A 12,409-nucleotide genomic window follows, 5' to 3' on the forward strand; every position below is an offset into this window, starting at 1 on the left:
ACATGCGCTCGAACATCACGCTGATGAAGTGGATGATCGCCAACGGCTACCAGGATGCGCGGACGCTCGCCCGGCGGATCAGGGCGATGGAAGCATGGATCGCCGATCCGCAGCTGCTGCGGGCTGACCCCCGTGCCGAGTATGCGGCGGTGATCGAGATCGATCTCGCCGAGGTGACCGAGCCGCTGGTCGCCTGCCCGAACGACCCGGACGACGTCAAGACGCTCTCGGAAGTCGCCGGCGACAGGATCGACGAGGTGTTCATCGGCTCGTGCATGACCAACATCGGTCACTTCCGAGCCGCGGGCAAGGTCCTCGACGGCAAGAGCGACATCCCGACGCGCCTGTGGATCGCCCCGCCGACCAAGATGGACGCCATGATCCTCAACGAGGAAGGCTACTACGCCATCCTCGGCAAGACCGGCGCGCGCATGGAAATGCCCGGCTGCTCGCTGTGCATGGGCAACCAGGCGCAGATCCGCAAGGGCAGCACGGCGATGTCGACCTCGACGCGCAACTTCCCGAACCGCCTGGGGATCGACACCCGGGTCTATCTCGGTTCGGCCGAACTCGCCGCGGTCTGCGCGCTGATGGGCCGGATCCCGACGCCCGCCGAGTACCTCGAACAGGTGCAGGCGGTCAACGCGCGAGCCGCCGACGTCTACCGCTACATGAACTTCGACCAGATCGCCGAGTTCAGCGAGGTCGCCGAGACCGTCGAGGTCTGATCGCGCTCCAGCGCCTCACCCGCGCCCCGGTCTGGCCGAAGTCTTCCGGCCCGGCCGGGGTCTTTTTTTGGCGGGGGGCGACTGCGGTGACCGGGAGGGGTCGCGCTGCGGAATCCTCCGACCGTCGTCCTGCGCGTCGCCGGTCATTCCCGAGAGCCCGAGGTGTCGACAAGTCTTACGGTTATCTGGCCCGGGTGCTCCCGGAAAAGACCACCGCGCAGGCATCGATCGAACATGAGAAGCTGCCCATGGCCATGGTCGAGGAATGGTCATGGCTCATCCCGTCGGAGGTCCTTGCCGACCTGGGATCAAGCCCGCTCGCCTTGGCTGGGCGGGTTTCCCGACGGGGCGAGAATCGTCAAACTCAAACTCGGAGTCGCGGCCCCGTTGCCGGTCGCCAGCAGCGCCAACTCGGCCATGTGGCAGATCGTCCCCCATCCAGACGGCGCCGCGCTTCAACTCGGCACAGGCCGCGTCCGATCCCGGTCACCAAAAGGGTCAGCAGGGCCCCCGTGTCCACTGCCGGCCCGGACAACGCGAAGTCCAATCCGGACGGCATCCCGAGTTGCTTCCTGTCTGCCGCCAACTGAACATTCGCGGGCGGTTCCTCGCGCCCCGGGTACGATCCGACGCATCTGCAGGGAACCCAAACCTCAGCGCTTCCAGTGACCGTGGAGTCGCTACGGCGACGAGCAACACTTCGTCGTCTGCAGCAGCATGGCTCACGAGCAGGCCAGCCCGACCTCGGGCGGGGGCGGGCGCGCCGTCACAGTTGGGCGGCTGGCCGACCAACGGCCCGGGCCTTGCTCCGGACCCCAGTTACAACAACTCCTTGGGAGTCGGCGGCTGGCATAACGGCTATCTCAATCTCAGCGAAGCGGCGACGGTCAGGTTCCAGTTCATGGGCGCGGGCGATTCGGGTTTTCAGAATCGCTTCCTGCTGAACAATAATCTGATGTTCCTGGACAGCAACGGCGGTCTGACGTATCCGTGCCCGGTCGGGCCCGGCACGGTGCCAGCCTGTAACTTCCTGGTCGGAGGGCCGTTGGGCCAAAACCAGTACGACATCGCGCTGCCGGCCGGTCTGATTCCGTTCTCGTTCATTACCGGCAGTGGTGTGACACTGATCAACGACGGCGTCAACAATCCGAACCCGGACGATCCGAACAACCCGAGCCCGGGCTATCTTCTCGGCGTCGATCCCTATCTGGCGACCGCACCATTTGAGTTGAGCGGTTCGGCCGTCTATGCGGCCCTTGCCGACTTGCCCGGTATCGGCGACCACGACTACCAGGACATGGTCGTGCGCATCAGCGTGGTCGAGGCTCCCGAGCCGGCCACCCTGGCTCTGCTCGGCCTGGCGCTCGGCGGCCTCGGCCTGAGCCGGCGTCGTCGGACAGCCGACTGAAAGGCGTGAGCTGAAGGCCGGTTCGCGCCTCGCGGGCCGGCCGGTCAGTCGAGAAAGGGGCGGCCTGGCCGCCCCTTTTCGCGCGCCGAGCCCGTCCAGCCAACGGCTGCCTGGCTGGAGACCGGGGAGCGTGTCGCCGGAGGGATCGATCGGGAGTGCCTGGCGAGCCCGCCGGTGGCCGGCAGGCCGCGTGGCCGGAGGCCGCTTCGCCTGGCCTGCTCGCCGGCCCGACGCGGCCTTGCTTGCAAGTCTCTGCCGTTTCTGATATTTACTCGCCTTTCCCTCAGATTCCGACAGGATCTCCGAACATGGCTGACGAGTTGCTGTACAGGCAGGTTACCCCTTACGTCCCGCAACCGGGCGAGGAATACATGAGCCGCGGGCAGCTCGCTCATTTCCGCGGCATTCTCGAAGCCCTGAAGCAGCAGCTCGTCGAGGACATCGAGCGCACGGTGCACACGATGAAGGACGAGGCGACAGTGTTTGCCGACCCGAACGATCGGGCGAGCCAGGAGACCGACATCGCCATCGAGCTGCGCAACCGCGATCGCGAGCGCAAGCTGATCAAGAAGATCGAGGAAACGATCGATCGGATCGACAGCGGCGATTACGGCTATTGCGCCGCATGCGGCGTCGAGATCGGCGTCAAGCGGCTCGAGGCGCGACCGACCGCGACGCTGTGCATCGACTGCAAGACGCTCGAGGAAGTGCGCGAGAAGCAGATCGCCAAGTAGGCCGCGACGGCCAGCCGGCCGGGCCCAGGGGAATGAGGAAGGGACGCTGCGGCGTCCTTTTCCTTGTCGATCGGCTGTGGTCGAGGCGCTGACCGACGCTGACGCCAGCGCCCGTGCGGGCGAGTCGTCGGCCGGTCAGCCTTGGGGTCGGCCGACATGCACGGTCCATCGGCCGTGCCCGGCCTCGACACACGTGTCGATTTCGAGGAAGCTGCGGATGACCGCGAGGTTGGTCAGCAGGTGGCTCGACGGCTCGACGGTCGTGAATCGGCCGCCACCGGCGAGAGCCATCGGCAGAACGATCTGGTCGGCGAGGTGCTCGGCGACCGCCGCCGGGCTGTGAAGATAGGCGCGCACACCGGCGGCCACGCGGTCGGCGACCTTCTCGGCCGGCAGTCCGCGTGCGCCGAAGCCGGTGAACACTTCGCTGGCCCGTTCGTGCTCGACTTCGGCGAGCAGGATGTTGCCCGGACCCTCTTCGGGCGGCAGCACGCAGACCTCGCCGGCGAAGCCCTCGATCCGGCGGGCGAACTGCGCGAGCTCGCGCTGCGCGACGTGCTCGGGTATTCCGGCGACGATCGCCCGCAGGCGCCGGGCGCGACACGCGCCACGCTCGATCAGCTCGATCGCTTTCGGCCGGCCCGGGACGACGCGGGCGCGCAGTTCGCCGCCGCCGGCCGGGAAGAATCCGTGCCGGAGCAGGTCGACCTCGAGTTCGATGCCCATCGAGCGGACGACCGGCAGCCAGGCGCGAATCAGGAAGTCGGCCGGCGGCGCGCCGGGATTGTGCGTGCCGCCGCTGACGATGACCGTCGACGCGCGGCTCGCGGTCCACAGCGCCGGCAGAATCGTCTGCAGGACGAGTGTGCAGCTGCCCGCGGTGCCGATCGCGAAGCGATGGTCGCCGCCGCGAACCGGTCCAGGCGCGAAGAGCAGGTCACGCGACCCGGGCGCGGCGCCCTCGACGTGCGCCGAGCTGATCGCGGCCGCGGCCTCGACGGCGGTCAGGTGCTGCCGGCGCAGCCCCGGTTTCTGCCGCCGGGCGCGGATCCGCTCGAGGCGAAAGGCCTGGCCGGTGACCATCGACAGCGTCAGCGCGCTGCGCAGGATTTGTCCGCCGCCCTCACCGAGCGTTCCGTCGAGGGTGATGATCTTCATCGGCAGTCGTGCCGCGGCTCCAGCCGTCGCGTACCGATCGCCGTGTTCAGCCCTTGACGCAGACGACCTGGCGCAGGGTGTGCACGATTTCGACGAGCGAGCGCTGGGCGTGCATCACCGCGTCGATGTCCTTGTAGGCCATGGGTATCTCGTCGATCACCTCCTTGTCCTTGCGGCATTCGACGTGCGCCGTCGCCCGCTCCTGGTCGGCGACCGTGAAGCGTCGCCGCGCTTCGTTGCGGCTCATCGTCCGCCCCGCACCGTGGCTGCACGAGCAGAACGACTCCTCGTTGCCGAGGCCGCGGACGATGTAGCTGCGCGCACCCATCGATCCCGGGATGATCCCGAGTTCGTCCTTGCGCGCCGAAACGGCTCCCTTGCGCGTGACGTAGATCGCCTCGCCGAAGTGCCTCTCCTTCTGGACGTAATTGTGGTGGCAGTTGACCGCTTCGACGTCGACGGCGAACGGTTTCGGGATCACCTTGCGCACCGCTGCGATCAGCGCGACCATCATCGCCGCGCGATTCTTTCGCGCGTAGTCCTGGGCCCAGCCGACGGCTTCGAGGTAGTCCGAGAAGTGGGCGCTGCCTTCCTCGATGTACGCGAGGTCACGGTCGGGCAGGTTGGCGAGGTGCTGGCGCATGTCGGCCTGCGCGAGCTCGATGAACGTGCTGCCGATGGCGTTGCCGACCCCGCGCGAGCCCGAGTGGAGCATCAGCCAGACGCGGTCGGCCTCGTCGAGGCAGACCTCGATGAAGTGGTTGCCCGTGCCGAGCGTGCCGAGGTGCTTGTGGTTGTTGGTCTCCCTGAGCTTCGGATACTTGTCGACGATCCTCCTGAATCCGGGCAGCAGTTCGGCCCACAGCGCGTTGACCAGATCCGGCGGATTCTCCCAGCTTCCCGCGTCGCGCCGGCCGCGGCCGATCGTCCGGCCGTGCGGTATCGCCCGCTCGATCGCCGTGCGCAGCGGATGCAGGTCGTCGGGCAGGTCGGAAGCGTTGAGCGTCGTCCGCGTGGCGATCATCCCGCAGCCGATATCGACGCCGACCGCCGCCGGGATGATCGCGCCGCGAGTCGGGATCACGCTGCCGATCGTCGATCCCTTGCCGAGATGGACGTCGGGCATCACCGCGAGGTGGCGGAAGATGAACGGCATCCGTGCGGTGTTGATCAGCTGGCGCCGCGCGTCTTCTTCGACGGGAACGCCTTCGGTCCACATTTTGATCGGCCGCCCGTCGGGGACCCGGATGACTTCGATCGATTCGCTGGCTGTCTCGGCCATTCCCTTCTCCCCGTGCGGCGACGCGAAACGCGGCTTCAGCCGGGATCTTACGCCAGCCCGACGCGCTTCGGCCGGGTGCCCGCCGTCAGGCGGCCAGGCCGTGCAGCGGGTGCCGGTCGAGCCCTGCGGCCGTCCACCCGCTGATTCCGGCGGGCAGGTGGCGCAGCACGTCGTCGGCTTCTTCGCGGCGGGCGAAGCCGGCGAAGACGCAGGCGCCCGATCCGCTCATCCGCGCCGGGGCATGCCGGGAGAGCCAGGCCAGGTGTTCGGCGATCGACGGGAAGCGGGCGCAGGCGACGGCCTCGAGATCGTTGATGCCGACCCCCGGCTGCCAGGAGCCGGCGGCGATCGGCGGGGTATCGCGCCTGAGCTCGGGTGCGCCGAAAATGGCCGCCGTGGGTACGGCCACCGGAGGTTCGAGGACGACGTACCAGCAGGCCGGCAGTTCGACCGCCTGCAGCGCTTCGCCGATTCCCTCGGCAAAGGCGTTGCGCCCGAAGACGAAGACCGGCACGTCGGCGCCGAGCGCGAGACCGATCTGCTGCAGGCGCTCGCGCGCCAGACCGAGTCGCCAGAGGTGGTTGAGCGCGAGCAGCACGGTCGCCGCATCCGAGCTGCCCCCGCCGAGCCCTCCACCGAGCGGCAGCCGCTTGTCGAGGACGATGTCCGCTCCCCGGCGGCAGCCGCTTTCGGTCTGCAGCAGGCGCGCCGCGCGGACGGTCAGGTCGCCGTCGGCGGGAACTTCGGCGAGCGGGGTGAGCAGGCGGATCTGGCCGTCTTCGCGCGGCGCGAAGCGGATCCGGTCGGCGCGGTCGATCAGGCGGAAGACGGTCTGCAGCAGGTGGTAGCCGTCGCTGCGCCGCCCGACGACGTGCAGGAAGAGATTCAGCTTGGCCGGAGCCGGATAGACGCTGTCCCAGTCCCATTCCGCGTCGCTCATCGGCGATCGCCCTCGCGCGACGAAGCCTTCTGCCACTCGTCGATGCGCAGCCGCAGCGTGAATCCGCCCTCGCGTTCGACGAAGACCCGGGCCGGCAGTGCGCCGGGGTCTTCGCTGTCGTATTCATAGTCGACCCGCCAGTCTTGATGCGCGACGCGCAGCGGCCGCCCATGTCCGTCGACGGCGATCGTCGATCCCGGAGCGGCGCGCCCGCCGAGCCAGTCGATCAACTGGTCGAGCGGCGGAGGCGAGTCGAGCACCGACTGCAGCAACTCGTCGGTACTCGCGGCCGTCTCGGTCCGGCCGTCGCTGGTCGCTAGCCGTGCTCCGCTGGCGTCGCCGCTGATCTCGGCGACGGCCTGGCCGAACGGTGACGAGATCAGCAGCGTGTCGCCGCTTTCGTCGTGCTGCCAGTCGATCCGTCCGGACTGGTTGCGGTTTCCGGCGGTCAGCGAGAAGCGGCCGGACAGCGCAAAGGCGTCGAGCCTTTCCCGGGGACTCGTCACCGGGATCGGTGCTTCGGGTCGCGCGGCGGGCAGGGGGGCGCAGCCGCCGGCGGCGAGCACGCCGACCAGCAGCACCGTGGACAGGAGTGCGGCGGGCGACGGACTCATCGGCGGACGGCTGACGAAGTCGGCCGCGGCTCAGGGAGCGAACTTCTTCGCCGCCTCGAGCAGGATCTCGCTCGTCGGATCCTTCTTGCGCGCCTCATCGAGGACGTTCTGCGCTTCGTGCCGGCGCCCGAGCGTCCACAGCACTTCGGCGGTATGCGCGGCGATTTCCGGATCCGGCCGCTGCTTGAGGGCCCGCTGGAGATGACGCAACGCACCGTCGAGGTCGCCCTGACGATAGAGGACCCAGCCCATGCTGTCGAGGATGAAGGGATCGTCGGGCGCCAGCTGCAGCGCCTTCTCGATCAGCTGGCGGGCTTCGGCGAGGCGAACGTTCCGGTCGGCGTACGAGTACCCGAGCGCGTTGTACGCCTGCGCGCTGTCGGGCTGCAGAGCGATCAGTCGGCGCAGACGGGTCTCCATGACCTCGATCCGGTCGAGCCTCTCGGCGAGCAGCGCCGACTCGTAGAGCAGGTCCGGCTGGTCCGGCTGACGGGCGAGCTCGCGATCGAGGAGTTCGAGCGCGGCGGCCGTCTGCCTGGCATCGCGCAGCAGCGTGGCCTCGGCGATGCGCAGCTGGACGGCGAGTTCGGGATTGTTCGTCGCCGCTTCCTGGAGCAGTCTGAGCGCCTCGTCGAGTTTGCCCGAGCGGGCGGTGATCGCCGCGCTGCGCAGCTGCGCCGGCAGGTAGTGCTCGCCCGGTCCGACCTTCAGGTAACTGGCGACGGCCTCGTCGTCCTGCCTGCGCTCCTCGGCGATCTGCCCGAGGTAGTAGTACGCGGCACTCCGGTCGGGCACGTCGAGCGTGAGCAGGTGCTTGAGCTGCTTCTCGGCGAGCGCCGTGTCGTTTTCCTGGAGCGCGAGAATCGCCACCGGAAAGACCACGTCGGGGTTGTTCGGATCCGTGCCGAGCAGTTGTTCGAACTGCCGCTTGGCTTCCGGGTAGCGCTTCTCGCCGACCAGTGCCCGGGCCAGCTGAAGGCGTGCTTCGCGCGAATTGGGATTGCGGTCGACGAAGCGCTGTAGCGAGCCGATCGCATCGGCGGGCGATTTCTGCGCGCGAATCTGCGCTTCGAGGATCGCCGCCGCGTCCCAGTCGGGGCGCAGTTCGAGCGCCTGGCGGACTTCGTCGAGCGCCCTGTCGTGGGCGCCGGCTGCTGCCGCGGCGACGGCGATGGCGTAATGCGCCTCGGCGAGTCCGGCATACGGCGCGCAGACCTTGCTGATCAACTGCAGGACCGCCTGGCGGTCGGTGCTGCGCGCGAACATCCGGTTGAGCGCCAGAAGATTGGCCGGCAGCGAAGCCGGGTCGGCCTCGAGCATGCGGCTCAGCTCTGGCGCCAGGCCGTCGAGCTGGTTGGACATGATCAGGCCGCCGACGAGGACCTGCTGCGCGCGCTGCGAGTCGGGCTGAACCTGAATCCACAGTCGGGCGAGTTCGATCACCCGGTCGAGCCGACGGGCGTGGCCGGCGATCTCGATGGCGCGGGCGATGATTCCGGGGTCTCGGGTGCGCACCGCGAGGTCGGCGTAGGCCTGGCTGGAGAACTCGACCCTGCCGCGCTGCAGCGCCACCTCGGCGAGCAGCAGCTGGTAGACGATCTGTCCGCTGAGTTCCTGGTAATCCTGGTCGTTGGCTGGACGAGCGAGCGGCTCGTTCGCCGGGCGGCGCGGCTCGCCCCTGGCGGGTCGGTGGACCTTGCCCTTGCCCGCTTCGCCGGCGGCCAACGCCGGTCCGGAAAGGGCCAGGGCCAGCGCTGCGCAGAGGAGGGTGATTCGCTTTGCTTTCATCGTCGTTTTGCCGGCGTCGCGCGGATGCGGATACGCGCGATCGGTTTGCCTCATAATCGGTCCGCGCATGTTATGGACTTTTCACGTTAGCGGCAATGCCGGAACTTCCCGAAGTTGAAGTCAGCCGCCTCGGGCTGCTGCCGCATCTCTGCGGGCGGACGATCGTCGGCGTCGTCGTGCGCACGCCGAGGCTGCGCCACGAGATTCCCGGCGGCCTCGCGGCGCGCCTCGCCGGGCTCGAGCTGCGCGGCATCGCCCGCCGCGGCAAGTATCTGTTGTTCGACTGCGAGAGCGCCGGAGGCGGTGGCTGGCTGCTCGTCCACCTCGGGATGTCCGGAAGTCTGCGGCTCGTGCCACCGGCTACGCCGGCGCGCAGGCACGACCATGTCGACCTGATCTTCTCCGAAACGGTGCTGCGCCTGCGCGACCCTCGCCGCTTCGGCGCACTGCTCTGGCACGAAGGGCACGACGTCGAAAGCCACCCGGCGCTGGCCTGCCTGGGCCTCGAGCCGCTGTCCGGGGACTTCGATGGCGACTGGCTGTGGTCGGCGACGCGCAGCCGCCGGCTGGCGATCAAGCCCTTGCTGATGGACGGCCGTCTGGTCGTCGGGATCGGCAACATCTACGCCGCCGAGAGCCTCCATCAGGCGGGAATCTCGCCACTGCGCGCGGCCAACCGGATCAGCCGCGAGCGCTACCGCGTCCTCGCCGAGGCGATCTGCTCGACGCTCCGCGCTTCGATCGCCGCCGGCGGCAGCACGGTCCGCGACTACGTGCATAGCGACGGCGGTGCGGGCTGCTTTCAGTTGTCCTGCGCGGTGTATGATCGCGCCGGCCAGCCCTGCCTGCGTTGTGCCGCGCCGGTCCGCGTCGTCCGCCAGGCCGGGCGGTCGACATTCTACTGTCCGCGTTGCCAGCGCTGAATCGGCGGAGCCGGGGCGACGATGCCGTCGCGGGCTCGTCGCGATCGTCCCGCGCGGGGCTTGTGGTACAGTGAAATCCTCTCTCTTGTGCCCGAAGCTGCCATGACGCTTGCCCAACATCTTGCCGCCTACAGCGAATGGCGAGCGCGGGTTTCCGGAGTCGTCGAGAGCTTCGCCGACTGGCTGGTGCAGAACGACCTCGGCGACGCCCAGATCGACCGCCGGATCGCCCACTTGCTCGACAGTCTGCGCGAGGATCGGCTGCACGTCGCTTTCGTCGCCGAGTTCTCGCGGGGCAAGTCCGAACTGATCAACGCGATCTTTTTCGCCGGCTACGGCAGTCGCATCCTTCCCTCGACCGCCGGGCGGACGACGATGTGTCCGACCGAGCTGATCTTCGATCGCAGCAAGGACCCGTCGATCTCGCTGCTGCCGATCGAGAGCCGCGAATCGCACGCCGGGGTCGGCGAATACCGGCGCTTCCCGGCGGAATGGCAGACGCTGCCGATCGATCCCGATTCGGCCGAAGCGATGCAGGACGCGCTGCGTCACGTCAGCGACGTGATCCGGGTGGCTCCCGAAGTCGCCCGTCGGCTCGGCTTCACCGTCGACGGCGAGGATGCGACGGCCTTCCGCATCGACGAGGAAGGCAAGGTCGAGATCCCGCGCTGGCGGCACGCGATCATCAACTTCCCGCATCCGCTGCTGCAGCAGGGGCTGGTGATCCTCGACACCCCGGGTTTGAACGCCATCGGGACCGAGCCCGAGCTGACGCTCTCGCTGCTGCCGAACGCTCACGCGGTGCTCTTCATCCTGGCCGCCGACACCGGAGTCACCCAGTCCGACCTGACCGTCTGGCGCGAGCACATCGCGCTGCCCGAAGGGCGGCGCAAGGGACGGCTGGTCGTTCTCAACAAGATCGACGGTCTGTGGGACGAGCTGAGGTCCGACGAGGAGATCGACGCGGAGATCGCCCGGCAGGTCGCGGACTGCGCGGCGACGCTCGAACTGCCGGAAGAGCAGGTCTTCCCGGTCTCCGCCCAGAAAGCGCTCGTCGCCAAGATCAACGGCGACGCCGAACTGCTCGAGCGCAGCCGGCTCTCCCGGCTCGAGCGCGCGCTCTCGGAGGAGCTGATTCCGGCCAAGCAGGAGATCGTCCGTCAGGCCGCCGAGTCGGAGTTTCTCGACTGGCGGGAGCGGACGCGCAGCCTCCTCGACTCGCGCCTGACCGGCCTGCGCGAACAACTCGCCGAACTGATCGAGTTGCGCGGCAAGAACCGCAACGTCGTCGAGTACATGATGGGCAAGGTGCGCGCCGAGAAGGAGGAGTTCGAAGGCGGCCTGCAGCGCTACTACGCGGTACGCAGCGTCCTCTCGCAGCTCAGCAACAACCTTTTCGGGCACCTCGGACTCGATTCCCTGCGACTGCTGAGCAACTCGACGCGCGAGGCGATGGTCAATGCCACCTTCTCGGCGACGCTGTCCTCGGCGATGAAGCACTTCTTCGAGGTCGCGCGAAAGAACCTGGCCAAGTCCGGTGGCGAGGTCACCGAGATCCTGAGCATGATGGAAGCGATCCACAAGAAGTTCGCCATCGAGCACGGGCTCAAACTCGGTGCACCGGCCGGCTTCTCGCTCGCGCGCTACGAAAAGGACATCGATCGTCTCGACCGCTGGTGCAATACGCATGTCAACACGATGTTCCAGTTGCTGACGCACGAAAAGAACCAGCTCACCCAGCGCTTCTTCGAGGAGGTTGCCGTCCAGGTGCGCAAGACCTTCGAGCGGGCCAATCGCGATGCCGAATCGTGGCTCAAGGCGATCATGGCGCCACTGGAGATCCAGATTCGCGAGCACCGGACCCAGCTCAAGCGTCGGCTCGAGAGCATCAAGCGAATCCATCAGGCGACGGATACGCTCGAGGAGCGCATCGACGAGCTGACGCGCATCGAGCGGGGATTGGTCGGGTAGCTGGACAGACTCGACCGGATCAGCGGCCAGTTCCGCGAGACGGTCAGGCAGACGGTCGGCGAGCCGGCGACCGGGTAGCCTGGTCCGGGCGCGGCTCGCGAGACCGGCCCCGGTCTCGGAGCCGATGCTCGCGAAGTTCCGGCGAGCCGGCAGTCAGCCGGCGCTGCCAGGTCCTCCCTGAGGACCCCGAGGTCCGGCGGGGCCGGCTGGTCCCTTCGCGCCGGCAGGCCCCTGCGGGCCGGCCGGTCCGGTCTCACCCGGCGGCCCGGCGGGTCCCGGCGATCCCTTGGCGCCCTGCGGTCCGGTGGGCCCGGGATCCCCTTTCGGTCCGCTGGGCCCGGGATCCCCCTTCGGTCCGGTGGGCCCGGGATCCCCCTTCGGTCCGGCCGGCCCGGCCTTCCCTTGAGGTCCCTGCGGTCCGCTTTCCCCCGGCGGTCCGGGCGGTCCTTCCTTGAGCTGCAGCTGGGCCAACTGTTCCTCGAGCGCGGCGAGGCGATTCTGCAGGCCCTCGATGGTCTCGCTGGCGGCGCTGTCTTGCTTCCGGGCTTCAGCCTTCGCGGCCTTCTTGCCCTCCTTCTTCTTTGCCAATGTCGGTCTCCTCTCACTCTCGATCTGCGCGGAGCAACGCGGTATCAACTCCGGGCCGGACTATGACATGCGCTGGCAATCCGGGTCAAGCCATGCTTTTGTCGTAGCGCGCGGCGCTCCTGCTGGTCAGGCCCGGATCGAGTCGTCCTCCAGGCGCGAAGCCGGGGCCGGCGAAAGTCGTCGTTTGCGGATTAGTTCACGGCAGCAATGCGGTTGCCGAGTTACCGTGAAAGCCCCCCGAGGTAGCGACGTGCCTATGCCTGCTGACGAGCAGC

Annotated in this window: 10 protein-coding genes; 5 read left to right on the top strand and 5 right to left on the bottom strand. The window is 68.3% G+C overall.

The window, feature by feature from the left end; translation table 11 throughout:
- The 3 genes from NFW05_RS14320 to dksA form a co-directional block, all read left to right on the top strand.
- The coding region (locus NFW05_RS14320) for an aconitase family protein (RefSeq protein WP_295308241.1) at positions 1-728 on the top strand (728 nt) is incomplete at its 5' end.
- 772 nt (positions 729-1,500) lie between these two features.
- Positions 1,501-2,136: a PEP-CTERM sorting domain-containing protein gene (locus NFW05_RS14325; protein ID WP_295308244.1), complete on the top strand. Its 636-nt coding sequence runs from the start codon at positions 1,501-1,503 to the stop codon at positions 2,134-2,136.
- A 308-nt stretch (positions 2,137-2,444) separates the two neighbouring features.
- Entirely contained in the window at positions 2,445-2,870 is a 426-nt protein-coding gene (dksA, locus tag NFW05_RS14330) for an RNA polymerase-binding protein DksA (RefSeq protein WP_295308247.1), read from the top strand.
- A gap of 135 nt (positions 2,871-3,005) precedes the next feature.
- On the opposite strand, the gene rtcA is transcribed toward dksA, so the two are convergent.
- From rtcA to NFW05_RS14355, 5 genes are all read right to left on the bottom strand, one after another.
- The gene (gene rtcA / locus NFW05_RS14335) at positions 3,006-4,028 is read right to left on the bottom strand and encodes an RNA 3'-terminal phosphate cyclase (protein ID WP_295308250.1); all 1,023 of its coding nucleotides are present in this window, start codon (positions 4,026-4,028) and stop codon (positions 3,006-3,008) included.
- 46 nt (positions 4,029-4,074) lie between these two features.
- Entirely contained in the window at positions 4,075-5,310 is a 1,236-nt protein-coding gene (locus NFW05_RS14340; RefSeq protein ID WP_295308253.1) for an RtcB family protein, read from the bottom strand.
- A gap of 85 nt (positions 5,311-5,395) precedes the next feature.
- On the bottom strand, positions 5,396-6,250 hold the full coding sequence (ispE, locus tag NFW05_RS14345) for a 4-(cytidine 5'-diphospho)-2-C-methyl-D-erythritol kinase (protein WP_295308255.1): 855 nt from the start codon (positions 6,248-6,250) through the stop codon (positions 5,396-5,398).
- Positions 6,247-6,864, bottom strand: coding sequence for a lipoprotein insertase outer membrane protein LolB (lolB, locus tag NFW05_RS14350; protein WP_295308258.1), 618 nt, complete (start codon positions 6,862-6,864; stop codon positions 6,247-6,249). The genes ispE and lolB overlap by 4 nt, the downstream gene beginning before the upstream one ends.
- A 30-nt stretch (positions 6,865-6,894) precedes the next feature.
- Positions 6,895-8,652, bottom strand: a complete 1,758-nt coding sequence (locus NFW05_RS14355) for a tetratricopeptide repeat protein (RefSeq protein WP_295308261.1) — start codon at positions 8,650-8,652, stop codon at positions 6,895-6,897.
- A gap of 95 nt (positions 8,653-8,747) precedes the next feature.
- Here NFW05_RS14355 and mutM point away from each other — a divergent pair, with 95 nt between their 5' ends.
- Together mutM and NFW05_RS14365 are read left to right on the top strand one after the other, a co-directional pair.
- Positions 8,748-9,575, top strand: a complete 828-nt coding sequence (mutM, locus tag NFW05_RS14360; protein WP_295308265.1) for a bifunctional DNA-formamidopyrimidine glycosylase/DNA-(apurinic or apyrimidinic site) lyase — start codon at positions 8,748-8,750, stop codon at positions 9,573-9,575.
- A gap of 102 nt (positions 9,576-9,677) precedes the next feature.
- On the top strand, positions 9,678-11,546 hold the full coding sequence (locus tag NFW05_RS14365; protein ID WP_295308268.1) for a dynamin family protein: 1,869 nt from the start codon (positions 9,678-9,680) through the stop codon (positions 11,544-11,546).
- Positions 11,547-12,409 lie beyond the last annotated feature (863 nt).

Origin of the sequence: Accumulibacter sp. (assembly GCF_023806625.1) — a bacterium.
Taxonomy (GTDB): domain Bacteria; phylum Pseudomonadota; class Gammaproteobacteria; order Burkholderiales; family Rhodocyclaceae; genus Accumulibacter.

Bases quoted from the DNA above. Each gene is read 5' to 3' on its own strand.
- dksA (WP_295308247.1), top strand. From the start codon at position 2,445: ATGGCTGACGAGTTGCTGTACAGGCAGGTTACCCCTTACGTCCCGCAA.
- rtcA (WP_295308250.1), bottom strand. From the start codon at position 4,028: ATGAAGATCATCACCCTCGACGGAACGCTCGGTGAGGGCGGCGGACAA.
- NFW05_RS14340 (WP_295308253.1), bottom strand. From the start codon at position 5,310: ATGGCCGAGACAGCCAGCGAATCGATCGAAGTCATCCGGGTCCCCGAC.
- ispE (WP_295308255.1), bottom strand. From the start codon at position 6,250: ATGAGCGACGCGGAATGGGACTGGGACAGCGTCTATCCGGCTCCGGCC.
- lolB (WP_295308258.1), bottom strand. From the start codon at position 6,864: ATGAGTCCGTCGCCCGCCGCACTCCTGTCCACGGTGCTGCTGGTCGGC.
- NFW05_RS14355 (WP_295308261.1), bottom strand. From the start codon at position 8,652: ATGAAAGCAAAGCGAATCACCCTCCTCTGCGCAGCGCTGGCCCTGGCC.
- mutM (WP_295308265.1), top strand. From the start codon at position 8,748: ATGCCGGAACTTCCCGAAGTTGAAGTCAGCCGCCTCGGGCTGCTGCCG.
- NFW05_RS14365 (WP_295308268.1), top strand. From the start codon at position 9,678: ATGACGCTTGCCCAACATCTTGCCGCCTACAGCGAATGGCGAGCGCGG.